The organism is Paraburkholderia bryophila, from assembly GCF_013409255.1.
In the GTDB taxonomy this organism is placed as follows: domain Bacteria; phylum Pseudomonadota; class Gammaproteobacteria; order Burkholderiales; family Burkholderiaceae; genus Paraburkholderia.
Genome location: NZ_JACCAS010000001.1, coordinates 3,656,982 through 3,679,673, shown reverse-complemented (window position 1 = coordinate 3,679,673; position 22,692 = coordinate 3,656,982). Strand labels below are relative to the sequence as shown.

At 59.8% G+C, this 22,692-nt stretch carries 22 protein-coding genes; 13 read left to right on the top strand and 9 right to left on the bottom strand.

The genetic code is table 11. The features are described 5' to 3' along the window. Positions 1–373: 373 nt before the first annotated feature. The 3 genes from GGD40_RS16495 to GGD40_RS16485 form a co-directional block, all read right to left on the bottom strand. Positions 374–763, bottom strand: a complete 390-nt coding sequence (locus tag GGD40_RS16495; RefSeq protein ID WP_257030419.1) for a helix-turn-helix domain-containing protein — start codon at positions 761–763, stop codon at positions 374–376. Between the two features lie 243 nt (positions 764–1,006). Next, positions 1,007–1,267 (bottom strand): hypothetical protein, encoded by a 261-nt coding sequence (locus GGD40_RS16490; RefSeq protein WP_179744261.1) that lies wholly within the window; start codon positions 1,265–1,267, stop codon positions 1,007–1,009. Positions 1,268–1,504: 237 nt separating this feature from the next. Continuing rightward, positions 1,505–2,398 carry a WYL domain-containing protein gene (locus GGD40_RS16485; RefSeq protein ID WP_179744260.1) on the bottom strand — a complete coding sequence of 298 codons (894 nt, stop codon included), beginning with the start codon at positions 2,396–2,398 and terminating at the stop codon, positions 1,505–1,507. Between the two features lie 165 nt (positions 2,399–2,563). Here GGD40_RS16485 and GGD40_RS16480 point away from each other — a divergent pair, with 165 nt between their 5' ends. From GGD40_RS16480 to GGD40_RS16455, 6 genes are all read left to right on the top strand, one after another. Further along, on the top strand, positions 2,564–3,244 hold the full coding sequence (locus GGD40_RS16480; RefSeq protein ID WP_179744259.1) for a multiubiquitin domain-containing protein: 681 nt from the start codon (positions 2,564–2,566) through the stop codon (positions 3,242–3,244). After that, positions 3,241–3,627 (top strand): E2/UBC family protein, encoded by a 387-nt coding sequence (locus GGD40_RS16475; protein ID WP_179744258.1) that lies wholly within the window; start codon positions 3,241–3,243, stop codon positions 3,625–3,627. Before GGD40_RS16480 ends, GGD40_RS16475 begins: the two co-directional genes overlap by 4 nt. Next, the gene (locus GGD40_RS16470; protein ID WP_179744257.1) at positions 3,624–4,946 is read left to right on the top strand and encodes a HesA/MoeB/ThiF family protein; all 1,323 of its coding nucleotides are present in this window, start codon (positions 3,624–3,626) and stop codon (positions 4,944–4,946) included. The genes GGD40_RS16475 and GGD40_RS16470 overlap by 4 nt, the downstream gene beginning before the upstream one ends. Beyond that, positions 4,943–6,460, top strand: coding sequence for a hypothetical protein (locus GGD40_RS37350; protein ID WP_179744256.1), 1,518 nt, complete (start codon positions 4,943–4,945; stop codon positions 6,458–6,460). The genes GGD40_RS16470 and GGD40_RS37350 overlap by 4 nt, the downstream gene beginning before the upstream one ends. After that, a complete protein-coding gene (locus GGD40_RS16460) occupies positions 6,453–6,980 on the top strand; it encodes a DUF6527 family protein (protein WP_179744255.1) in 528 nt (175 codons plus the stop codon). Before GGD40_RS37350 ends, GGD40_RS16460 begins: the two co-directional genes overlap by 8 nt. 237 nt (positions 6,981–7,217) lie before the next feature. Then, on the top strand, positions 7,218–8,576 hold the full coding sequence (locus tag GGD40_RS16455; protein ID WP_179744254.1) for an HNH endonuclease: 1,359 nt from the start codon (positions 7,218–7,220) through the stop codon (positions 8,574–8,576). A gap of 580 nt (positions 8,577–9,156) precedes the next feature. Here the strand turns inward: GGD40_RS16455 and GGD40_RS16450 are convergent. The 3 genes from GGD40_RS16450 to xseA all read right to left on the bottom strand — a co-directional run bounded on the left by GGD40_RS16450 (position 9,157) and on the right by xseA (position 12,426). Continuing rightward, positions 9,157–9,693: a hypothetical protein gene (locus tag GGD40_RS16450; protein WP_179744253.1), complete on the bottom strand. Its 537-nt coding sequence runs from the start codon at positions 9,691–9,693 to the stop codon at positions 9,157–9,159. A gap of 555 nt (positions 9,694–10,248) precedes the next feature. Beyond that, positions 10,249–10,827, bottom strand: a complete 579-nt coding sequence (gene sodB, locus GGD40_RS16445) for a superoxide dismutase [Fe] (protein ID WP_035548176.1) — start codon at positions 10,825–10,827, stop codon at positions 10,249–10,251. Positions 10,828–11,046: 219 nt separating this feature from the next. Further along, on the bottom strand, positions 11,047–12,426 hold the full coding sequence (gene xseA, locus GGD40_RS16440) for an exodeoxyribonuclease VII large subunit (protein WP_179744252.1): 1,380 nt from the start codon (positions 12,424–12,426) through the stop codon (positions 11,047–11,049). Between the two features lie 615 nt (positions 12,427–13,041). Here xseA and lpxK point away from each other — a divergent pair. From lpxK to GGD40_RS16415, 5 genes are all read left to right on the top strand, one after another. After that, positions 13,042–14,058, top strand: coding sequence for a tetraacyldisaccharide 4'-kinase (gene lpxK / locus GGD40_RS16435; protein WP_179703229.1), 1,017 nt, complete (start codon positions 13,042–13,044; stop codon positions 14,056–14,058). Further along, positions 14,039–14,242, top strand: coding sequence for a Trm112 family protein (locus GGD40_RS16430; protein ID WP_007180583.1), 204 nt, complete (start codon positions 14,039–14,041; stop codon positions 14,240–14,242). Before lpxK ends, GGD40_RS16430 begins: the two co-directional genes overlap by 20 nt. A gap of 15 nt (positions 14,243–14,257) precedes the next feature. Beyond that, positions 14,258–15,058, top strand: a complete 801-nt coding sequence (gene kdsB / locus GGD40_RS16425; RefSeq protein ID WP_179703228.1) for a 3-deoxy-manno-octulosonate cytidylyltransferase — start codon at positions 14,258–14,260, stop codon at positions 15,056–15,058. 213 nt (positions 15,059–15,271) lie between these two features. Further along, positions 15,272–15,937 carry an adenylate kinase gene (gene adk / locus GGD40_RS16420; protein ID WP_105512055.1) on the top strand — a complete coding sequence of 222 codons (666 nt, stop codon included), beginning with the start codon at positions 15,272–15,274 and terminating at the stop codon, positions 15,935–15,937. Positions 15,938–16,201: 264 nt separating this feature from the next. After that, positions 16,202–16,960: a 3-hydroxyacyl-CoA dehydrogenase gene (locus tag GGD40_RS16415; protein ID WP_105512054.1), complete on the top strand. Its 759-nt coding sequence runs from the start codon at positions 16,202–16,204 to the stop codon at positions 16,958–16,960. Between the two features lie 119 nt (positions 16,961–17,079). On the opposite strand, the gene GGD40_RS16410 is transcribed toward GGD40_RS16415, so the two are convergent. Beyond that, positions 17,080–17,922 carry a SirB1 family protein gene (locus GGD40_RS16410; protein ID WP_179744251.1) on the bottom strand — a complete coding sequence of 281 codons (843 nt, stop codon included), beginning with the start codon at positions 17,920–17,922 and terminating at the stop codon, positions 17,080–17,082. A 5-nt stretch (positions 17,923–17,927) separates the two neighbouring features. Then, positions 17,928–19,478, bottom strand: a complete 1,551-nt coding sequence (gene murJ / locus GGD40_RS16405; RefSeq protein ID WP_179744250.1) for a murein biosynthesis integral membrane protein MurJ — start codon at positions 19,476–19,478, stop codon at positions 17,928–17,930. Positions 19,479–19,920: 442 nt separating this feature from the next. Here murJ and rpsT point away from each other — a divergent pair, with 442 nt between their 5' ends. Together rpsT and GGD40_RS16395 are read left to right on the top strand one after the other, a co-directional pair. Further along, on the top strand, positions 19,921–20,199 hold the full coding sequence (gene rpsT, locus GGD40_RS16400) for a 30S ribosomal protein S20 (RefSeq protein WP_035548198.1): 279 nt from the start codon (positions 19,921–19,923) through the stop codon (positions 20,197–20,199). A gap of 227 nt (positions 20,200–20,426) precedes the next feature. Beyond that, complete coding sequence (locus GGD40_RS16395; RefSeq protein WP_179707906.1) at positions 20,427–21,929, top strand: IS1182 family transposase; 1,503 nt, start codon at positions 20,427–20,429, stop codon at positions 21,927–21,929. Between the two features lie 96 nt (positions 21,930–22,025). Here the strand turns inward: GGD40_RS16395 and GGD40_RS16390 are convergent, their stop codons facing one another. Further along, positions 22,026–22,367 carry a DUF3579 domain-containing protein gene (locus GGD40_RS16390; protein ID WP_179703225.1) on the bottom strand — a complete coding sequence of 114 codons (342 nt, stop codon included), beginning with the start codon at positions 22,365–22,367 and terminating at the stop codon, positions 22,026–22,028. Positions 22,368–22,692 lie beyond the last annotated feature (325 nt).

The following is a 22,692-nucleotide window of genomic DNA, read 5'->3' as shown; positions in this document are numbered from 1 at the left end:
TCTGAAGCCAGGGCTGATAATTCACGCCGTGTCCGGTGCCACGTCCGTCGACGATGTACTGCTTTATCACCATTTCGCATCGATGCATCGTTCGCCTCTTCCAATGTATCTGGATCGCGACCGTGCGCTGGACGCGCCGCGATCGCTCGAAAGGCACTGACGTAACCCATAATTGCGGACAGGCGGCATCGCTCCCGACGCCATTAGGGATCAGGAACTGCGGGGACGCAAAGGGCTTGACTCCTAGGAATGAGAGAACGATACTGACGATGTCCAAGGCGGCAGTACGCTCTGTCACCACAAAGAAGCCGATCAGGCCTGCAAAGGGTTTGGTTGGCTTTTGCGTTTCTGACGTTAGAAGTTCCTCCCTGAACTAGGCCGCATCGTTGGAATCGGTGAGCAGCGCGGCCAAGCAGTCTTCGAGCTTGGTCCAGTCTTCAGTTGACGGCGCGCGATCGACCCGACACAGATGGAAAATCTTTCGGCGAACAGATAGGGGCATGCTCGATGGAATCGGAATCGATCCACGTGAAAGTGCCGCCATCTCCGACAGTTGTACGCTTTCCCGAACGGGAAGGCCGAGTGCTATTGAAAGGCGATCGAGCAGTTTTGGTCCCGGAGCCTTTAGCCCGCGTTCGAGCTGGCTGACGAAAGCTCTGCTGCATCCAAGTCGGTGTGCAACGTCCATTTGATTCATCCCCCGGCTTCGACGGAGAAGAATCAAGCAGTTCCCGAATTCACTGGGAGTGGCGTGTGTCGACATAGGCACCAGAGGAACCGATTAAGGTTTCGTAGAAACATACGCTCTCTAATGTTCACTGTCGAGAAGACTTTTATTTTTCATCAGGAAACCTTAATAATGATTTAAAAAAATCATTTTAATAAGCGAATCTCTAACGGGAAAAATTGTCCGCCGCAACTTCTTCCATGCGGCGAGAGAAGTCACTGCCAGTGTTCTTGCTGTGATGGCGTCCCACGCCCCCGGTGGTGCCGCGTGGAACGCCTCCTAGGCCAAATGCAGCGTTGAACGGCTGCTTTCCGATGTCGTGGTCCATCGGTCGATGTTAGCTGCACTCAGCCTCACGGAAATAGCATCGTCACATTCTTGACCGCGTGACCCATCAAATTTCTGGAACAATCTATCAACGCCATTCGCATCACCAACGATGACCTCAAATCCCAAACCGGTGATGTTGTCGATTCGCGGCATGCGCACCGGCGGCAGATAGTTGATAGTGATCGCGCCAGCAATGAATGCAGTAGGCATAGCTACTTCTGATTTGCCATAACGACGCAGATTTTCCCGATCTTTCGATACGTTCGCAAAACAGCAATCGCAACTTTCGGAAACGCTCCCCTGTCGTAGAGATCATCCAGCAAAGCAATCCACGCTGCTTTACCGCCAGTGTCGCTAGGCGCTGCTTTCCGATGGGCAGTCTGTGTAGTTGACGAGCGAAAAGCACGTGAGTTCTGAATTGAAAAAGTGAGCCTTGCTCGATGCCAGCTATGCACCGACTGAAGCCTTCGCCTTTTCATATTCTTCTAAATTTGCAATGACAACAGGCGTTTGCTTAGGGTCGTCAGTCAGCGTGATTGGTCCTCGTAGCGCAAATTCGTTTCGCATTCGTTTGTCGAAGTAATAGAGCATCGCCATGCGTACCTGCAGAACCACGCGTCCGTTGAACATGCCGTAGTCAAGCTCGATTGCCTTCTGCTCCCACTCAGATAAGTGAGGGTTTGGCACGAGCTCCACAGCAAAGTTTGTGTGCCATAACTTGTCATCGGCGGCGTTCGCACCTGGGGCTTGCTCATCGCGCGCATCGCGGCATCTAGACAGAAGAAAATCCTTGAATTGACTGTCGCGGTGGCAAAAAGCTCGCATGTGCCACCTGAATCCGTCCGATGCGAATGCGTGCGGCGTAATGCGACGCCAAACGGCGGTGGGACCGGCGCTGCTGAGCGACTGATATTCAATCTCGAGAGACTGATTCGACCGGATCGCTTTTAGCACGGCACGCAGCAAAGGCGCATTAACGCGCCGGGTCGGTATGGGCAGCGTGGCTGTAATAGGGGCGTCGCCTAGCCACGTCTCCTCCTTGTTGACGGTGTTCGCAGTCAACGCCCCCAACTGGGCGAGGTAGCGTTCAGCGTCTGGCTTTATGAAGGCGCAATGAAAGCCTTCGGTGGCGAGGTAGCGTTTCGAACTGAGGTCGTAACGGAGGTTCTCGGGTGCGACTTTCTGGTACTCGGTCAGATCATTCGATGCCTGCTGGGCGGAGACACCGAAGTGGTCGATGATGTGGGACCGATTGATCGCCCCCTGCCAATACACTGTAAAGTCAATAAATTCAAGACGTTGCTCTATACCCCAGCGCTTCTTTGGAGATAATTCGTTCATGCTAGTCCTCGATACGTAAAGAAACTTGATCCATCGCGTTTGTTTGTTGTATCATGAAATTGTACTCGTCGAAGTCCGCCGTAGGTTAAAACCTGCGTTGCAGTGCAGCATGCGTGGCACGGGGTAGACGGGGGGCATAGCCATTCAATATCCGAGGTGACCAACATGGCTGAAGCAAACCAAGATTTTAAGTATCTGATTAACGGGAAGCCGGCGAGCTCGGACGACCCGACGCCGACTAGCGCGCAGATTCTGGCGGACGCCGGGTATGAGCCGGCCGATGACTACCTGCTGATCCAGCGCAGCAAGTTCGGTTCGCGCGTTGTGGCGTCGGACGACATTCTGAACGTCGGCGACGGGCACGCCGAATTTTTCGCGTTCGAAGGCGGCGAGGCATTCGAATTCACGGTGAACGAGCATTCGGTTTTCTGGGGCGAACACACGATTCCCGTCGAACAGATCCGCCATCTCGCCAACGTGTCGGAAGACAATGACCTAGTGTGGATTCGCGACGATGCCAACAACGCAGTCTTGAAGTCGGGCGGCGTCTTCGAGCTGGGCAAGCAAGGTATCGAACATCTGCGCACGCACAAGCGGCCTCCTCCGCCTCCGCTCTACGTCTTCTACGTCGACGGCGTCGAGTACAAGACCGAATACGAGCATCTGACCGGTGCGCAGATCACCGCCATGATTCCGGGCTGGGATCCGGCGAATTCGCTCGTGCTTGAGGGCGAGGGTTCCGAGCCGGACGAGGTGATTCATCCTGCGACCGTGGTTGAGTTCAAAGGGCGCGTAGCGCCGGCGCACTTCACGATCGTCCCTCCGGCAACGTTTGGTGGCGTATGAAGAGCGTCGAGGAACAATTCTCCGACGTGCAGCGGATGTACCCTGGGGCAACGCTGACGTCGGTAGGCGGGGGCATGTTCCTGATACGGATTCCGCAGGTGCCTTTGCCCGACGGCTGGTCGCAGCCATCCACCGAAGTGCGCTTCATCGTTCCGAATGGCTACCCATATTCAGCACCGGACTGCTTCTGGGCCGATAGCTCGCTTCGCCTGAAAAACGGTGGGATGCCGCAGAACACGGGGGTCGGGCAAACGATGCCGGGCCAACTGGACACGAACACGTTGTGGTTTTCGTGGCACGTTAATCAGTCGTGGAACGCGTCGAAGTGCACCCTGACGACGTACGTGAACGTTATCCTCAATCGTTTTAAGGCGGTGCAATGAGCGAGCTCGTCATCAGTGCACCGACGCTTTATTATCTCACTGAGTCTCTGGGCGCTGATGTTGAGCGCGGAGCCGTCCTCTACCTGACGCGAGACCTTGTCGGGGACCGCTACCTGGTCAGAAAGGTCGAGCTCGCTCAGCCCGAAGACTGTCTGCGCGCCTCGGCTATCGAGATCACATTTGCGCCGCAATTCCTCACGCGCGTAACGAGGCGCGCGCGTGAGGACGGATTTTCGCTCGCGGTTCTGCATACCCACCCCTCGGGCTACAGCGACTTTTCCCCCGTCGATGACGAGACCGAAGCTGGTCTGCTGGGGTTCATGCGCGACCGTAACCCGGAGCATGACTGCTTTTCAGTCGTGCTTTGCAACGGCCAACTCATCGCGCGGAAGTTTGCCGCCACCGAGCGCGTCGATGTACGCGTGGTCGGTGCAGAGGTGCTGCTCCCTGGCCGTGCGGGTGAAATCCAGCAGGACGAGCGCTATGACCGCCAGATGCGGGCATTCGGCGAGGAAGGTCAGGCGATTCTCAGCTCGATGACGGTCGCAATTGTCGGCCTAGGCGGAACCGGGTCTGTTGCTGCGCAGCAACTGGCGCATCTGGGCGTGGGTTCGTTCGTGCTCATCGATTCCGACGTGATCGAGAAAACCAATCTGAATCGCGTGGTCGGAACGGTGGAGAAGTCCGTAGGCCAAAAGAAGGTGAACGTGGCAGCGCAGATGCTTGAACTCATCAACCCTAAAGTGCGCGTCAGCTGCTATATCGGCTCAGTGATCTCCGATGGGGCGTCGGCGCTGCTGCGAAACGCCGACTGCATCTTCATTTGCACCGATTCCCATTCGAGCCGGGCGTTTGTTTCCGAGTTTGCCTATCAATACCTCGTGCCTGCGATCGACGTCGGCGTTGGCATCAACACGCGCGACGGCGAGGTCCACGCAATGACGGGGCGCACACAAATGCTCGCGCCCGGGTTGCCTTGCCTCGTGTGCAGCAACGCTCTTGACCCGCGGCGTATTCGCGAGGAGTTGATGACGGAAGCTCAGCGCGCCGCTGACCCGTATTTCAACGAAGGCGGCGTGAAACAGCCTGCGGTTATTTCGCTCAACAGCGCGATAGTGTCATTGGCTGTGACGATGCTTCTCGGCGCATTCACCGCAATTCCAGCCCGTGCGCGTTGGCAGTCATACGACGGTGTAGCCGGCACCGTCCGACTGCTCAGGACCTCACCGCAGCAGGATTGCGGCGTATGCGGCGCAGATGGCGTTGTTGGTGCGGGTGACTCGCGCCGCCTGACCTTTCTTCCTGCGGAGGGCCTGTGAGCGTCGCAACCAACATTATCTGGTATGGCGTTGCACCACTGCCTGGCACGCGGGAGAAGCTCGAAATTCGCGGATTCCAGATCATGGAGAACCCAGCGTCCGACTCCGTGAATGACCCGTTGCTGGGCACGACATCGGTCGTTGTCGTCAACCAACTGTCAGCAGACTCGAATGAGATTGCAGCAGTCTGCAAGCTGATTCCGAGGTTCATCGAACACGGCATCCGCATTGTGTTCCTGGCGGAGGACCGGGCGGAACGACTGCGGATTCGCGAGCAGGCTCTCGTGCAGGTGAGCCCCAGCTATCCGTGGGACAGAGAGGTTCGCTTCGCGCCCAATCTAAAAGGGATACATTTTGACCATATCATTCGGTTCGAACATGGGCCGAAGTGGAAGGGTTGCCACATTAAGGAAATTGGCCCGGAGGAAAAACTGACAGAGGACGAGCGACGCCTTGTCGACCGGGCCTTCCCGAAGGCGCAGGAAATACACTTGCGCAAGATCGCTCCTGGTTTCTCCGGTTCGAAGGTGTTCATGGCGTACGAGAAGCGCCTGGAGGCCGAGAGCTCGGTTGCCCACTTGACGCAGCCTCGGCTCGTGAAAATCAATAAGCGCGAGCCGTTGGCGAGAGAGGTCCGCGCGATGGAAGTGGTCTCTCCGTTTGTTCCGTTTGAGTTGCGGCCGAACCTTGAAAGATTCGTTGAGGGGTTCCATAAGGCCGTGTATGTTGCCGATTTCGTGGACAAATCAGAGTCCATGCTTGATGCTGCACGCGCTGGGCGCGCCGAGCCTGCCATCTCGAACCTCTTCAACCGGACACTGCATCGATGGCGGGACCGGGCAAGACAGACCATCATGTCGGAGGAGCCGCTCGTTACTGCGGCTGAGCGGTTGCAGATGATCTCCCCTCAAGAAATTCAGCAGGAGTATCTCGACTCAGAACCAATCCAACGGGAGCAGATCAACCCGGTGGCGCTCTGGCAACTCTTGCAGGATGTTAAATTTCCGCATCGTGTCGCGACAATACATGGCGACCTGCATGGCGAGAATGTTCGGGTGCGAGGGGATGACGCAATCCTGATTGACCTCGGTGCGGTCAAGGGGGATACCGAAGTGGGGATGGGCGCACCGCTGTGCTTCGACGTAGCGATGCTTGAGGTTGCACTTGTCTTCACTTATCGAGGACTCGAGGACGGACCGGACGTCTTTGACCAGCCAGAATGGAGGAGTGAAATAGCTCCGTACTACACTCTGGATGCGATACTGAGCAGCCCTCGTGCAGAACTGGAGCCGAAGCCAGACTCTTGGCTTTTTGGGTGTCTTCAGCGCATTAGGGCGTTCGGCATTTATGAGCAGAGCGATAGTTTGGAGTATCCGATTGCACTCGTTGTCGCGATGTGGCGCTGGTGCAAATTTCCGGCGACATCCGAAGCAGACAGGGGCCGTCGCGTCGTCGCGTTGGAACTTGGCGCGAAGCTTATCGAAGAAATTATCAGGAAGAGGAATCGTGGCTAAGGCACTGCGAGTTCGCGACCGGGGGACCGTCACACACCGACATGCGGCAGACGCGTTACTGGAAAGGCCGGGGGATTTTGTTCTTGTGAACCGGGGAGTGCCTCGGTCACTGGTGCTGGCATGCCCCGATGGTTGTAGCGAAACGCTCACGATCAATCTTGATCCGCGTACGGATAAAGCGTGGCGCTACTACCGAAAACGCAATCAGTTGTCGGTGTTCCCGTCGGTTTGGCGGGACACGGGTTGCCAGAGCCACTTCATCATCTGGCATCACACCATCCTTTGGTGCGACGGCTCGGATGACGGCGAAGAAGTTGTGGTCGAGGATGAAATCGAATTGTGCCAACGTGTGCTGCCCTTGTGCACGAATGAGTGGCAGCACTTCACAACGCTAGCCGAGGCGTTGGAAGAAGTGCCATGGGATGTGAATCGAGCCTGTACCCAGCTCGCGCGAAGGGGTTTCCTCAATGAAGGGGAACGGAAACAACGCGGCTTTTTCAGGCTTACCGCGAAGGAGTGAAGCTCTGATCGTCCCCGCGCACGTCGCGGGGACAATATAACTTTAGCGAGCTACATTGTTCGCTGCTTTGCGTCTCCGACAGGCGCGCGCAACCGCAGAGTTTTGTCTAACTCAATCGTCTTCGCATCAACGCCGGTGAGCCCAGTCGGTCTCAGGAGCGACATAGGCGTGTTTCGGAGGATGCTGGGACTTCTGTCGATGGACGTCTTCGTCGGATGGAGCTTTCAGGAGATTTGAATGAGCCGTGTTCTTCGTCAAGAAGATTTCGTTCAGTACAACGGATTTTATGGCAAGCCGCACTGTCGATCGGTAGTATTTCATCTGTACGGGGGAGAGTGCGCCACTTGCCACCGGCAGATTGAACGAGGTAATTTCCACGTCGCGCACATAATCGCGCGAAGCCATCCAACGTTGATGGAAAAGTACTTTTCCTATCTGGATGTCGATAATCTGCTCAATCTAAAGTTGTCGTGCCCTCGTTGCAACAGCAAAGAGAGTAATTTTGTTGTAGACGCGCTCATGCTGCAAGGCGCTTTCAATTCCTCAGCTAGAGTCATTTCATCGCGGCTTGAGTCTGTGCTGGAGAAATTGCAGGCGATCGTAAAGCGGATTGAGATGAACGGTGCGGATCCGAGGATTTGCACCGACGTACTATATATCGATGCTGGCGAGATTCGGACCTTGGCGGCCGACTGGCAAGGAGCGGTGGTCGTCCCAAGATCTGAACTTGATGCACGCGTTGCTGAAGCGGTGAGGAATACGCTCGGGAGCGATGGCGACGACTGGATTACCTACCAAGCTGTCGAGGAGGCTATCGGATTCTTTCGAAACCATATGGAGATAAGGAACGGTAGTAGCTACTCGATTGATTCTGATGGCAGCCTGCCTTGGTTGAATACGGCAAAGGGGCAGCTATACCGGGAAGGTGAATTTCGGCCTATTCCAGAGAGGGTGAAAGCTGCCGGACTGATTGATGGCGTTTACTTGGATCCAGATGAGCTGAGTAAGCGTGGTGGTTTGTTGTTTCCACTTCGGACGGAGGTTCAACGGTGGTTCCGAGATATATTCGTCACGATAGTTTGGGCGCAGCGAAAACTTGAGCGGAGCGGACACAAGCAATACCTCGCGTTGGATGAACGTGAATGGCATGCCATTTGTGAGTGCTTCGACAAGCTCAGCGTAATTGAAGCTGGCATCGGAAAAGTCGGGCGACGCTTAACAATTCCCAACGTCGTTGCCCATTTCGGGATGAGACAAAACAAGTTGTGCTTCGGAGAAGACGATATCTCGGTTTCGGACGAAGTAAGGCGCATGTGCCGTGCAGTCGCAACAGATTCGTCGTGGGGAGACGGCGCGTTGATGCTCAAGTCCAAGCTTCGACCATGGCTCGCGCGCGCATTCTCAATTGCAGACTTGGCGGTGCGTCAGACCATCGGATCGCGATTGGTGCTCGTCGGTGACGAACGGTCGTTTTACCGTCGATGGATGCCGAGGTTGCCAAAGCTGGACGGTAAGACCGTAGAGGAGGTTCGTCTTGAATCTTCTACGCGGCAGACTCGACGGAGAACAAGGGCGACAGAAAAGCAGTCAGCCTGATTGATGCATCTGGTATCGCGCGTGAATCAGTCATTATTGGGCGAAGGGCAAGAGACCTATATGGCCGATTTCACGCGTTCGCCCCTTCACGCTGAAGGTCGAAAGTAGGAGTTCGGCGTCCATGAGACCTGCCACTCACCACGTCGGCGAGCGTCGGGAACGCAAGCGGTAGCCGCCTCACCAAAACCCATATTCGAATGATGGGAATGGTCAATAACTTACAACCACTTAGACGGGATGAACGCCCGCTGAACCACGGAACCGACCGTTACGAGGGCGCCGGCCTAAATGGCAGACATGAGCAGGGTGCGACCTCGGTCGGACGCCTTGCAGTAACAGCGGTCTGGGGCGGTGGCCCTTATCGTCAACCCGACCTTTGCTTCCACCCGAGTCCACGTACTCCCACGATTTCCGTTTTACACTCTCATCAATTAGCGGCCCAGTCTCGCTAATTTCGTTTCCCTGCAACATTTTTGGGTTCACGAATCCGTTTAGATTCCATAGTCCAGCAATTTTCGTTTCCCGCGCCTATCGGTTTGCTTTCCGTGTAGCACTTGCAGGTATGCCGCCGTTTTAAATTTCAAGGTCCAACGATCAGCGGTGCGTCACCGCCTCGGCCACCCAAATTGCGAGCGGCTTTTCGCTCGTCCATCCATGCGAGCCAACCTTTGCGATACGCTCGTGCATCGACTAGGGCGTGATGTATCCGATTGTCATGTTGATAGCAGTTCGACACCGTCCGGTCGTAGACGCCTGTATCAATCAAGGGCCGCAAGTCAAAGTACGTGGCCGCCAAATTCGCTGGAAGGGGGCTGCCCAGCAGTTCAAGCAAAAACCGAAAATCTGTGCCCGAGTCACACGCTATTTGCACTGCACGTGGGGCGTTCAAAAACCAATCACGCAGCCGAGCTCGGGCTTGCAGGAACGGAAGAGACATGCCCTCTAGTAGCGGCAAAACCCTGCCCCTCACAAAGTCAGAGCAATCCTCAGTTCGCCACATATCCGCAAGCTCGATATAGAACTCACGGCTTGCGTCCTCGGCGACGATTCCTAGACTGATAAGCTGCGGCGACCGCTGACCAAGCCCGGTGTACTCAGTATCCAGAAATAGGAGCATATTGAGTCCTTTACGTTTCGGACGCAGCGAGCAGCTGCTGAACGTGTCTCTGACTGCCCATCCGAGCGAATCTACAATAGGGTATTGCTGGCAGCATTTTGCGAAGATCAACTTCAGGCATCAGCCAAAACCGGTTCGCCTCGCGAATCAAGCAACCCTGACGAACAATTTTCTTGCCGGGTAGCGTAAAGCGTCAAGAAGGTTCTAAAGTCGACCTCACAAAGGCAAGAGCCCGACGGAAGCCGATTGAGTTTCATCGCTGCATCCCCGTCCCTGGACTTGGGATGTACATCGAATACTGAGCATTAGTGGGGCGAACCATCAGCGATGGAGCAGACTTGCGAGCATGATCCCTCGCTGCAAACGCTTCACGGCGCATGAGTCTAGACACGGCATCGGTCCTCGCACCCCAAACACAAAGGCCCCGGTTTTGACAAACCGGGGCCATCTGCTGAAGGACCTGTCACAACTTTATTGTTGCCCGAGCCCTCGTGCTATCACAACTTTATTGTTTTTTTCAAGGCTTTATTACGACCGAACATACAACCGGCAATCTCACGCGAAGTTCTTCGACGCGAATTCCCAGTTGGCGATGTTCCAGAACGCTTCGACGAACTTCGGACGCGCATTGCGGTAGTCGATGTAGTACGCGTGTTCCCACACGTCGATCGTCAGCAGTGCCTTCGCGTCGGTGGTCAGCGGCGTAGCGGCGTTGCTGGTCGACACGAGGTCGAGCGAACCGTCAGCCTTCTTCACCAGCCATGCCCAACCCGAGCCGAACGTGCCGACAGCGGTTTTAGCGAACTCTTCCTTGAACTTGTCGAACGAACCCCACTTGGCGTTGATCGCGTCGGCCAGTGCGCCGGTCGGTGCACCGCCACCTTGCGGCGACAGGCTGTTCCAGAAGAACGTGTGGTTCCACACTTGAGCGGCGTTGTTGAACAGGCCACCCGTTGCCTTCTTGACGATCTCTTCAAGCGACAGGTTCTCGAACTCCGTGCCCTTGATCAGATTGTTCAGGTTAGTCACATAGGTCTGGTGATGCTTGCCGTAGTGGAACTCGAGCGTCTCTTCCGACATATGCGGGACGAGTGCGTTTTTCGCGAACGGCAGCGGCGGGAGCGTATGTTCCATGGTGCTTTCCTTTGTCTGTATCTGTTGTGGGGGAGTCTGCGGACTACACTTTTGAGCACTCGATTGTAGGCGAGTTGGAATAACCCCGCAAACCAACGGACTTTATGCCCGGCATCGGCGAACATGCCGCACATAGCGCGTAATTAGTGCTGTCGCACGCGATGTGCCCGCCCTTCTCGGCGGTCGAAAATGCAGCGTTCGAGGACCTTCGGCGATGGCTCAGAAACCGTCGGTGAGGCGGGCTTGCACGTCGGCGATTGCGATATCCGCGGACCCTTCCGCGAGATGCACGGTGAGACGCCGCCCCGGCTTCAACGACGACGGCGCGCGCACCGCGCGACCGTTCTGCGCATCGAGCACCGCCGCATAGCCGCGCTCCAGCGTGCGCTGCGGGCTCAGCACTTCGAGCCGCGCGGCAAGCGTGCCGATCTTCGCGCTCTGACGTTCATGCTGGCGTAACAATGCCGCGTCCAGACGTTGCGTGAGATTGCCCAGCTTCGCCTGATGCGCGGCGAGATCGGGACGCCAGCGCTGCCAGCGCATCTGCAACAGCGAAAACCGCGCTCGCGCGTCGCGCACGGGGCGCGCGCCCGCCGACGCAAGCCGCACGCTCAACTGCTGCAAATGCGTGCGTTGCCGCGTCAGACGCTCGGCCGGCGACACCAGCCGGCGCGCGAGCCAGTCGAGTTGCTGGGCACGCCGCTCCATCATGCGGCCAAAGTCGCGCGCGAGCGTGGCATGCCGCTGATCGAGTTCGCGCAGCAAGAGCACGCGTTGCGGGCTGACGAGTTCGGCGGCGCCGGTTGGGGTCGGCGCGCGCACGTCGGCGGCGAAATCGGCGATCGTGAAATCGGTTTCGTGACCGACGCCGCTCACCACCGGGATCGCGCTTTCGGCGATCGCGCGCGCCAGCACTTCTTCGTTGAAGGCCCACAGATCTTCGATCGAACCGCCGCCGCGGCACACGATCAGCACGTCGACTTCGCGGCGCGCATTGGCGGCGTCGACCATCGCCGCGAGTTTGGCGCTGACACCCACGCCCTGCACCGGCGCCGGATAGACGATCACCGGAATATGCGGCGCACGGCGCGACAGCGTGGTCAGCACGTCGCGCAACGCGGCGGCCTGTAGCGACGTGACGATGCCGATCGATCGCGGATGCGATGGCAGCGCGCGTTTGCGTTCGGCGGCGAAGAGCCCTTCCGCTTCGAGCTGCGCTTTCAGACGCAAGAACGCTTCGTAAAGCCGCCCTTGTCCGGTGCGGCGCACCGCTTCCACATTCAGTTGCAACTCGCCGCGCGGCTCGTACATCGTCACGAGTGCGCGCACTTCGATGCGGTCGCCTTCGCGCGGCGTGAACTCGGCGTATTGCGCTCGGCCGCGGAACATCACGCAACGCATCTGCGCTTGCGCGTCCTTGATCGAGAAGTACCAGTGGCCGCTCGCGGCGCGCGTGAAGTTCGACACTTCGCCCGCCACCCAGACGAGCGGAAAAGAGCGTTCGAGCATCGTGCCGATCGCGCGATTGAGCGCGGAAACGGGCACGACGACCTCACCGCCGGGCGCAGCGGACGAAGAAAAAGGGCTTTCGGGATTCATGCGAGGAATGTCTGTGACTGGCCGGACAGACGATAGACCGAGCGGCCATCCGCGTCCAGCGCGGCGGGTGAATTGTTAAAAGTGTCCACATGGCGGGAAACGCCTGACGAATCCCGCCAGAGCGCCCGCCAGAGCGCGGAAACTCGAATCATCCCGTTGATTTATATAGCATTTATATCTCGTTAAAGAGAATCATTGCCGATGCGGAGCGCTCGGAACGGCCTTCTCGGCCGGTTGGGCGGCAGGTTCTCCACAAAGTTATCCACAGGCTGCGAAGCGCGTGAGAAGGGCTGAATTCGCGTCTTTGTCAAGTCGGGCGACTTGCCGGGCTGGACGCTCGCGCGCTAGAGTGGTGGGTTCTGACGGCAAACCGTAAGCCCAGCGAAGCGCGGTGCACTGCGTGGATGAGCGAGGCTCTGCCGCTGGTCGTCACCGGTTGTCACCCGCTGCTGCTGGAGTGTTTCCGCCTCACTTTTTGATCGTCCGGAGAACCGCGTTGATGCTGACCCCGCGTAGTATGTCCGGCCTGACGTCCCGTCTTGCGGCCGACGCCTTGATGCCGCCGCGCCGGCCCGCTTCGGCGGACAGCGCGCTGTTCGTCCACACGACTTGCCCATGAGCGACTTCAACGACCGCCTCGAAGCACGCCTCGCGCGCGAATGGCAGCAGCGCGGCCCGCTCGCATGGGCGCTGACGCCCTTCGCCTGCGTGTTCGGCGTGATCGCCGCCGCGCGCCGCGCCGCGTTTTCCCTCGGCTGGCTCAAATCCGTGCGCGTCGGCGTGCCGGTCGTGGTGGTCGGCAATGTGACCGTCGGCGGCACCGGCAAGACGCCGACCGTGATCGCGCTGGTGGAAGCCTTGCGCGCCGCGGGCTTCACCCCCGGCGTGGTGTCGCGCGGCTACGGCGCGCGCGTGAAAGCGCCGACGCCGGTCACGCCGGCTTCGGCGGCGAACGTCGGCGGCGACGAACCGTTGCTGATCGCGCGTCGCACCGGTGCGCCGGTGTGGGTCTGTCCGGACCGCGTGGCCGCCGCGCAGGCGCTGTGCGCCGCGCATCGCGAAGTCGACGTGATTGTCAGCGACGACGGCTTGCAGCATTACCGCCTGAAGCGCGACGCAGAACTCGTGGTGTTCGACCACCGGCTCGGCGGCAACGGCTTTCTGCTGCCGGCCGGTCCGCTGCGCGAGCCGCTGTCGCGCCGTCGCGATGCGACGCTCGTCAACGATCCGTATGCGCGCACCTTGCCCGCGTGGCCGAACACCTTCGCGTTGCCACTCGCCCCCGCCGACGCCTGGCACCTGGACAATCCCGCGCTGCGTCGTCCGCTCGCGCAATTCAGCGGCGAGCGCGTGCTGGCCGCGGCCGGCATCGGCGCGCCCGAGCGCTTTTTCGCGACGTTGCGCGCCGCCGGTCTCGCGCCGGCCACCCGCGCGCTGCCCGATCACTACGCGTTCGAGCGCAATCCATTTACCGACGTGGACGCCGACACGATCCTGATAACGGAAAAGGATGCGGTAAAATTAGGGTCCTGGCACGACGCGCGCATCTGGGTTGTCCCGGTCGAAGCCGCGCTCGATCATCGCCTCATTGCATTAGTTGTGGAGAAAGTCCGTGGACGCTCGCCTGCTTGAAATTCTCGTCTGCCCGATCTGCAAGGGCCCGCTCAGCTACGACCGCGCCGCGCAGGAACTGATCTGCAACGCGGACAAGTTGGCTTATCCGATCCGCGACGGCATTCCCGTCATGCTGGTCGACGAAGCACGGCAGACCGTGGAAGGCACACCGGTCGATCTGAATCCGGGTTCGGTGGCGTAACGCGTCAATCTTCCGATGACCCAAGCCAACGCCACCACTCCCCCGTTCATCGCCGTCGTGCCGGCCCGGCTCGCTTCGACGCGTCTGCCGAACAAGCCGCTCGCCGACATCGGCGGCAAGCCGATGGTGGTGCGGGTCGCCGAACGTGCACGCGAATCGGGCGCCCAGCAGGTGCTGATCGCCTCAGACGCGCAAGCGGTGCTCGACGCGGCTCGCGACCACGGCTTCGAAGCCGTGCTCACGCGCGCCGATCATCCGTCGGGCACGGACCGTCTCGCGGAAGTCGCCGCGCAGTTCGGCTGGAGCGACGACACGATCGTCGTCAACGTGCAGGGCGACGAACCGCTGATCGATCCGGCGCTGGTGTGCGGCGTTGCGTCGCACCTCGCGGCGAGCCACGGCTGCGCGATCGCCACCGCCGCGCATCCGATCACCGACCCGGCTGAAATCTTCAACCCGAACGTCGTCAAGGTCGTGCTCGACGCGCGCGGCGTGGCGCTGTACTTTTCGCGTGCGCCGATTCCCTGGTCGCGCGACGCTTACCAGCCGCATTGGCCGAATGTCGCGTCGATGCCCACGCCGCCGGCCCCCGCGGTCGTCTACCGGCATATCGGGCTGTATGCGTATCGCGCGCAATTCCTGCGCACCTACCCCACGCTCGCGATCTCGCCAATCGAACAGGTCGAAGCGCTCGAACAATTGCGCGCCATGTGGCATGGCGAGCGCATCGCGGTGCGCGTCACCGACAACGCGCCGCTGCCCGGCGTCGACACACCCGCCGATCTCGCACGCGTGCAGGCTTTATTCGGGTCTTGAGCAGAAAAACCCATGGCATAATCGGACGGTTGTGCGCGCCTCCCGTGACAAGCGAGAGTCAGGGTTTGCCCGCTCGCGCCGTGGTCGTCTTTGCAGCGCCGTCGTCTCGACGTGCAGCGCAAGATTCACCTCGGCAGTCGACGCGGCCCCCTCGACGCATCGTGGGATGACTGCAGCGCCACCCAAGAATTCACATAGATCTGGAGATATCACATGCGTTTGATCCTTTTGGGTGCGCCCGGTGCAGGTAAGGGCACTCAGGCAACCTTCATCAAGGAAAAATTCGGCATTCCGCAGATTTCCACCGGCGACATGTTGCGCGCGGCCGTCAAGGCCGGCACGCCGCTCGGCATCGAAGCCAAGCGTTTCATGGACGCGGGCGAGCTGGTCACGGACGAACTCATCATCAATCTGGTGAAGGAACGTCTGCAGCAAGCCGACTGCGCGAACGGCTATCTGTTCGACGGTTTTCCGCGCACCATTCCGCAAGCCGAAGCCATGAAGCAGGCCGGCGTCGCGATCGACTACGTGCTCGAGATCGACGTGCCGTTCGACGAGATCATCGTGCGCATGAGCGGCCGTCGCTCGCATGCTGCGTCGGGTCGTACGTATCACGTCAAGTTCAATCCGCCGAAGGTCGAAGGCGTGGACGATGTGACCGGCGAACCGCTGATCCAGCGCGACGACGACAAGGAAGAAACGGTCAAGAAGCGTCTGGAAGTGTATGAAGCGCAAACCAAGCCGCTGATCGAGTACTACACCACGTGGGCCAATAACGGCGACGCATCGACTTCGCTGAAGGCGCCGCAATACCGCCGCATTTCGGGCCTCGGCAGCGTCGACGAAATTCGCGGCCGCGCATTCGAAGCGCTGAAGTAAGCGCGCCTCGCACCGAGTTTGTCCGATGAAAAACCCGCCCTTGCCGGCGGGTTTTTTCGTTCTGCGGCGTGACTTTTGTCAAGTTCACCTTGAGCCGTCGCGATTAGGATTGATTAGCCATCCGTAGCGGTTTGAGGTCGAAAGGCCGCCGGCCTGCCGATGCAGCCGCCGCGCTTTCCGCGTTGCAACATAGCCGTTACAATCGATTATCGAAAAGATATTCGACCCAGACACAACTGAACAAACCGTCGCAAAGGAGAAGACATGGAGATTCGTGACAACGTATTCCTGATCACCGGTGGTGCATCGGGTCTCGGCGCCGCAACCGCGCGCCTGTTCGTCGAGAACGGCGGCAAGGTGGTGCTCGCCGACCTGAACGAAGCGGCCGGCCAGGCGCTCGCGCAGGAACTCGGCGGCGTGTTCGTCAAATGCGACGTGAGCCGCGAAGACGACGCGACGCAAGCCGTCGAAGCCGCCACGAAGCTCGGCACGCTGCGCGGCCTGATCAATTGCGCCGGTGTCGCGCCGGCCGTCAAAACGGTGGGCAAAGACGGCCCGCATCCGCTCGAGTCGTTCTCGCGCACCATCTCGATCAACCTGATCGGCACCTTCAACATGGTCCGGCTCGCGGCCGCGGCCATGTCGAAGAACGAGCCGAACGCGAATGGCGAGCGTGGCGTGATCGTCAACACGGCGTCGGTGGCGGCGTTCGACGGCCAGATCGGCCAGGCGGCTTATGCGGCGTCGAAAGCCGGCGTGGCCGGCATGACGCTGCCGATCGCCCGCGACCTGTCGCGCAACGCGATCCGCGTCATGACGATCGCGCCGGGCATCTTCGAAACGCCGATGCTGCTCGGCATGCCGCAGGAAGTGCAGGACGCCCTCGGCGCGATGGTGCCGTTCCCCCCGCGCCTCGGCAAGCCGATCGAATACGCGATGCTGGCCAAGCAGATCTTCGACAATCCGATGCTCAATGGCGAAGTGATTCGTCTGGACGGCGCGATCCGGATGCAGCCGAAGTAACTTGATTGAGCCGCGCTGCGCCGCTGGGTTCGATCCGGCGGCGTGCGTCAATGCAAAAAAAGCCTGTGCATGAATCATGCACAGGCTTTTTTTATTGCGTCTGGTTTGAATAGGAGACGTTAATCGCCGTCGTTGTGCTGCGTGCGTTGCCGCAACTCATGCAACTGCGATTCCACGACGGTCGCGTCCTCGGCATCCGGACAATCGCCGAGATAGCGCTCGAGGTCTTCGAGCGCGGGGCGCAAATAATCGAGCCGCGCATAAGCGAAGCCGCGATCCCGCACCTCTTCGATACTGTTCGGCAGCAGGATCACCAGACGCTGCTGCACCGCCAGCAGGCGCTGCCAACGTTCCGTCTGAAGATACGTGGACTTCAGATTGCGCAGCATTCGCGCGATGATCTCGCGCCGCGTGGCCGGTTGCAGCAGCATGCGCAACGCCCGGCTCACCGAGTCGCTGGCCGACGCCACATAAGGCTCCAGCATCTCCACCATCTGCGACTCGGACAGCGAATGTCCGTTGGTCGGATCGAGCATCACGTCGCCGTCGGGCGTGGTGACGCGCAGCAGAAAGTGCCCCGGAAACGACACGCCACGCACCGGAATCCCGATCTGCTCGGCCATTTCCAGGTACAGCACCGCGAGCGAAATCGGAATGCCGCGGCGACGCTTGAGCACCGCGTTCAGATGGCTGTTGTCGGGGTCTTCGTAATCGTTGAGGTTTCTGGCGAAACCCAGCTCGCGGAAGAAAAAGCGATTCAGAATGCCGACCTTCTGCCGGATGTCGGCGTCGTCCGGCATGCGGCGCTGCAGGCGCACCACCAACTCATCGATCTCGGCCAGCGTGCCTTGCAGATCGAGGTCCGGATAAGCGTCCTGCGCTAGCGAGAGCGCCGCCTCGGTGAGCGGCAGGCTGTCGTCTTCCGCGACGAGCGTGCTGAAATAGTCGAGAACTCGCGTCATCGTGATCACTTCACTCGTCTTTTGAAATACGCGTACTTGAAGCCCATCAGCCAAAGCATACCGAAATATAGCGCGGCGAACAGAACGAGGCACGCCGCCAGCAACGCGATCCGGTCGACCGGCCGGTCATGCATGCCGATCCAGTCGAAACTGATGGCCAGCCAGTGCATCACGCCCGCCAGCACCAGACAGGCGCCGAGCAATTGCACGAAAAATTTGAGCCAACCGTTCGACGGCATATAAATACCGCGCTTGCGCAGACCCAGAAACAGCAGCAGCGCATTGCCGCACGCGCCGAGCCCGACGCTCAGCGTGAGGCCGGCATGCGCGAAAATCGGCACGAATACGTAGTTGCTGAGCTGCGTCAGCACCAGCACGACCACGCCGATCTTCACCGGTGTTTTGATGTCCTGCTTCGCGTAGAAACCCGGCGCGAGGATCTTGATCAGAATCAGGCCAATCAGGCCGACGCCGTACGCGGACAGCGCGCGGCTCACCATCACGACCGAATTGCCGTCGAACTTGCCGTAGTGGAACAGCACGGCGGTCAGCGGCTCGGCGAAGAAAAACAGCGCGATCGCGCTCGGCGCGGCCAGCAGGAACGTGACGCGCAGGCCCCAGTCGAGCAACGACGAATACTCGTGCGGATCGGCGTCGACGTGCGCTTTCGACAGGCTCGGCAGCAAAATCGTGCCGAGCGCGACGCCCAGCAGCGCAGTCGGAAACTCCATCAGCCGATCGGCGTAATTGATCCACGAGACAGCGCCCGGGCCGATGCGCGACGCGATGTTCGTGTTGATGATCAGACTGATCTGCGCGACCGACACGGCGAACATGGCGGGCACCATCTTCGACAGCACGCGTTTCACGCCGCGATGCGCGAGCGCCTTCACCGGATTCAGGCCGATGCGCGGGATCATGTCGATCTTCTTCAGCCCCGGCAATTGCACGATGAACTGCAACACCCCGCCGACGATCACCGCCCACGCAAGCGCATAGACCGGCGTTTTCATACGCGGCGCGACGAACACCGCCGCGGCGATAAACGCGACGTTCAGCAGCACCGGCGCGAACGCGGGCAACGAGAAGTTCTTGTACGTATTCAGCACGCCCGACGCCAGCGACGTCAGCGAGATGAAGATGATGTACGGGAACATGATGCGGGTCATGGTGACCGCGAGCGTGTACGCGTGGCCTTCGTGCGCCAGACCCGACGCGACGACGAACACCACGCCGGACGCGAACACCACGCCGAGAATCGACATGACCGCCAGCGCCCACGCAAGCACTGTAGACGTGGCGTCGACCAGCGCCTTGGTGGCGTCGTGCCCCTGGCTGTTCTTGAACTCGGCGAGGATCGGCACGAAGGCTTGCGAAAACGCGCCTTCGGCCGAAATACGGCGCAGCAGGTTCGGAATGCGGAAGGCGACGTAGAACGCGTCAGTGTATTGACTGGCACCGAACGCGCGTGCGATCAGCGTTTCGCGGGCCAGTCCGGTCACGCGCGACAGCAGCGTGAAGCCGCTGACCGTCAGCAGGGCTCGGAATAGATTCATGGGGCGCTTATTATACGGGTGCCGCAAGAGCGGACGACGAGCCGGAGCGCGAATTGGATCCGAATTCGACCAATTGGATCGCGCAGACCGCGAATCGGACAGATTTGTCGCGCGGACGTTCGATCCGATCGCAATCTAACGGGCATTCCTGGCGGCCGGCCCGAACGGGACAGCACATTCCCCGTTGCCACGTGCCTGATTTTGTTGCTATAATCGCCGGTTTCGAAGCTCGCTCAACTTTCGGACGGGGTTCAGGTCGGCACCACGCTACCTGCTCAAAGCCTCGAATACTCCGAAACACGGCCCGCCTTCGCGTCGTACGATCGAATTTTTTCGACACTTTTGCGCTCTTGGGCAATCGCTTCCAGGAGTTCGGATTAAAAGCAGCACCTCACCACTTGAAGGTCGGGTACTGGAAACAGGAACAGGATAAGGAACCGTCATGGCTAATACCGCACAAGCACGTAAGCGCGCCCGCCAGGCCGCCAAGGCAAACTCGCACAACTCGGCACTGCGCTCGAAGTTCCGCACGGCCATCAAGGCTGTCCGCAAGGCGATCGACGCCGGCGACAAGGCTAAGGCCCTTGAAATCTTCAAGGCATCGTCGAAGACCATCGACATCATTGCCGACAAGAAAATCGTTCACAAGAATAAGGCTGCTCGCAATAAGAGCCGTCTCGCCGCAGCCCTCAAGGGTCTGCAAGCGCCCGCAGCGCAGTAATTTCGGTCGGCCCGCTTCGGTGGGCTACCTCCTGTTTCCGCTGCACAAAAAAGCCCGCTTTGGTGGGCTTTTTTGCTTGGGGCTCGGCGGTTTGCGCTTAGCCCGCCCTACTCGCTGAAGCCACCACCGCTTCAGACACAAAAAAACCCGCCACTGGCGGGTTCAGACTGCTGACAAAGTACCCCCAAAGCCTGGCCTTGCGTCGGGCTTTGTCGTTTAATTGGGGCATGCTGAAGACACCGACGCCCATGCAGCACGAACTCGAGATGGTGACGCTCGAGGAACTCGTGCCGAAGGACCACCTGCTGCGCCAGATCGACGCGGCGGTGGATTTCGAATTCATCCGTGAGAAGGTGGCGCACCTGTATTGCGCGGACAACGGGCGCCCAGCGCTCGATCCGGTGGTGATGTTCAAATTGCTGTTCATCGGCTACCTGTTCGGGGTACGCAGTGAGCGCCAGCTCATGCGCGAGGTGCAGGTCAACGTGGCCTACCGGTGGTTTGCACGCTTTCGGCTCACGGACCGGGTGCCTGACGCCTCGACGTTCTCGCAGAACCGGCGACGGCGCTTCACCGACACGACGGTCTACCAGGAGATCTTCGACGCAATCGTGCAGCAGGCGATCGGGCGCGGCATGGTCGAGGGACGGGTGCTCTACACCGACAGCACCCACCTGAAGGCGAACGCCAACAAGCGCAAGTTTGATCTGGTGCAGCTCGAACAGGCGCCTTCGGCTTATCTGGCGGCGCTGGACGCTGCGGTCGATGCGGACCGGGCAGCGCACGATAAGAAGCCGCTGCGGCGCGACGAACGCAAAGGCCCCGACGACGATGAGGGCTCGAGGTCGGCTGCCACACCGGAGCGCAAGGAAACGAAGGTCAGCCGCACCGACCCGGACAGCGGCTACATGGTGCGCGACGACAAGCCCACGGGCTTCTTCTACCTGGATCACCGCACGGTCGATGCGCGCTATTCAATCGTCACCGACACGCATGTGACACCCGCCTCGGTGCACGACAGCCAGCCGTATCTGGCGCGGCTGGACCGGCAGCGCGAACGCTTTGGCTTCCAGGTGCAGGCGGTGGGGCTGGATGCGGGCTACTTCACGCCGGCAATCTGCCAGGGGCTGGAGGATCGCGGCATTGAGGGCGTGATGGGCTACCGCACGCCGAATCACAAGCCCGGGTTCTTCTACAAACGCGAGTTCAGATACAGCCGGTATCGCGAGGAATACACGTGCCCACGCGGGCAGGTACTGCGCTACAGCACGACAAACCGCGCGGGCTATCAGGAGTTCAGGTCCGATCCGTCGCGCTGCGGCACCTGTGAGGCGCGCGGCCAATGCACGACGAGCGCAAACCATGTGAAGGTGGTCATCCGGCACGTATGGGAGCGCGCGAAGGAGCGCGTCGATGCGCGTCGCCTGACCGACTGGGGCAAGGCGATCTACAAACGGCGCAAGGAAACGGTGGAGCGCAGCTTCGCGGATGCCAAGCAGCTGCATGGGCATCGCTACGCGAGGATGCGCGGGCTGCGCAAGGTGGCCGAGCAGTGCCTGCTCGGCGCTGCGGCGCAGAACATCAAGAAGATCGCGCTGCTGGTGGCACGCCTGCGGGCGTGTTTATGCGTGCGCCAGCGGCCCGGCAATCGCCTGCAGTGGCTCATCGCTGCACTTCTGGCCCGTTTCAACCGCCACGTCGTGCTTCACTGCCAGATTTGCTTTGCCTGAAAAACAAAACCCCACGCTCCGAAAAACGTGGGGTTGGTCAGCAGTCTGAACCCGCCACTGGCGGGTTTTTGTTTTTGCCGATCCGGCTGACTCGCGTTAAATCACGTGTCTTTTTTCTTGCGGCGTAGCGTGTTCGAGTTGCAGTTCACACGCCTCGGTCACGAGAAGGTCATTGTCTTTCGCAAAGTTGAGCACGAAGTCGAAGGCCATGGGCTCGATGTCCCGCAAACGCGAATCGAGAATGACGCACTTGAGGTCGCCGATCATGGTCGGCCGGACGTAGGGCGAATACTGCATGTAGGCGTTCGGCCCCTTTTTTCCCGGGCCGAAGCACGCCATCACGCCCGCAAGCCGCTCCGACCAGTCGCTCGGTCGGAACCGCTTTCCCTTCGACGTGATGCCCTGAATGAAAAATTCGGTTGGAGCTTCTTCGGCCATGTAGGAATACCTGTGTAACTGCCCAGCGGGATGACAGCAAAGCGGACGGCACGGCGACATGAACTGCGTGAGCTCGCCATGCCGACGAGTCGCGCCACCAGAAACCGCCAGAGGCCGACCGAACTGCCTCGGCGCTGGTCATGACGGCGCACCGCGTGAGGGCCTTCTGAGCCGCGCGAGCCGTGTCCCGCAAGCGAAATACGGGCTTGCTGGGCTTTGGGATAACCGCGAGATTATAGCGCAGCGGACCTTTTTCCGCAGCGCACACAAGGCTTGTTTGACACTTGCGAGCGGCTTTCAGACAGCTTGCCCGGCCTTTTAGCCG

Bases quoted from the DNA above. Each gene is read 5' to 3' on its own strand.
- GGD40_RS16495 (WP_257030419.1), bottom strand. From the start codon at position 763: ATGTCGACACACGCCACTCCCAGTGAATTCGGGAACTGCTTGATTCTT.
- GGD40_RS16490 (WP_179744261.1), bottom strand. From the start codon at position 1,267: ATGCCTACTGCATTCATTGCTGGCGCGATCACTATCAACTATCTGCCG.
- GGD40_RS16485 (WP_179744260.1), bottom strand. From the start codon at position 2,398: ATGAACGAATTATCTCCAAAGAAGCGCTGGGGTATAGAGCAACGTCTT.
- GGD40_RS16480 (WP_179744259.1), top strand. From the start codon at position 2,564: ATGGCTGAAGCAAACCAAGATTTTAAGTATCTGATTAACGGGAAGCCG.
- GGD40_RS16475 (WP_179744258.1), top strand. From the start codon at position 3,241: ATGAAGAGCGTCGAGGAACAATTCTCCGACGTGCAGCGGATGTACCCT.
- GGD40_RS16470 (WP_179744257.1), top strand. From the start codon at position 3,624: ATGAGCGAGCTCGTCATCAGTGCACCGACGCTTTATTATCTCACTGAG.
- GGD40_RS16455 (WP_179744254.1), top strand. From the start codon at position 7,218: ATGAGCCGTGTTCTTCGTCAAGAAGATTTCGTTCAGTACAACGGATTT.
- GGD40_RS16450 (WP_179744253.1), bottom strand. From the start codon at position 9,693: ATGCTCCTATTTCTGGATACTGAGTACACCGGGCTTGGTCAGCGGTCG.
- sodB (WP_035548176.1), bottom strand. From the start codon at position 10,827: ATGGAACATACGCTCCCGCCGCTGCCGTTCGCGAAAAACGCACTCGTC.
- xseA (WP_179744252.1), bottom strand. From the start codon at position 12,426: ATGAATCCCGAAAGCCCTTTTTCTTCGTCCGCTGCGCCCGGCGGTGAG.
- lpxK (WP_179703229.1), top strand. From the start codon at position 13,042: ATGAGCGACTTCAACGACCGCCTCGAAGCACGCCTCGCGCGCGAATGG.
- kdsB (WP_179703228.1), top strand. From the start codon at position 14,258: ATGACCCAAGCCAACGCCACCACTCCCCCGTTCATCGCCGTCGTGCCG.
- adk (WP_105512055.1), top strand. From the start codon at position 15,272: ATGCGTTTGATCCTTTTGGGTGCGCCCGGTGCAGGTAAGGGCACTCAG.
- GGD40_RS16415 (WP_105512054.1), top strand. From the start codon at position 16,202: ATGGAGATTCGTGACAACGTATTCCTGATCACCGGTGGTGCATCGGGT.
- GGD40_RS16410 (WP_179744251.1), bottom strand. From the start codon at position 17,922: ATGACGCGAGTTCTCGACTATTTCAGCACGCTCGTCGCGGAAGACGAC.
- murJ (WP_179744250.1), bottom strand. From the start codon at position 19,478: ATGAATCTATTCCGAGCCCTGCTGACGGTCAGCGGCTTCACGCTGCTG.
- rpsT (WP_035548198.1), top strand. From the start codon at position 19,921: ATGGCTAATACCGCACAAGCACGTAAGCGCGCCCGCCAGGCCGCCAAG.
- GGD40_RS16395 (WP_179707906.1), top strand. From the start codon at position 20,427: ATGCTGAAGACACCGACGCCCATGCAGCACGAACTCGAGATGGTGACG.
- GGD40_RS16390 (WP_179703225.1), bottom strand. From the start codon at position 22,367: ATGGCCGAAGAAGCTCCAACCGAATTTTTCATTCAGGGCATCACGTCG.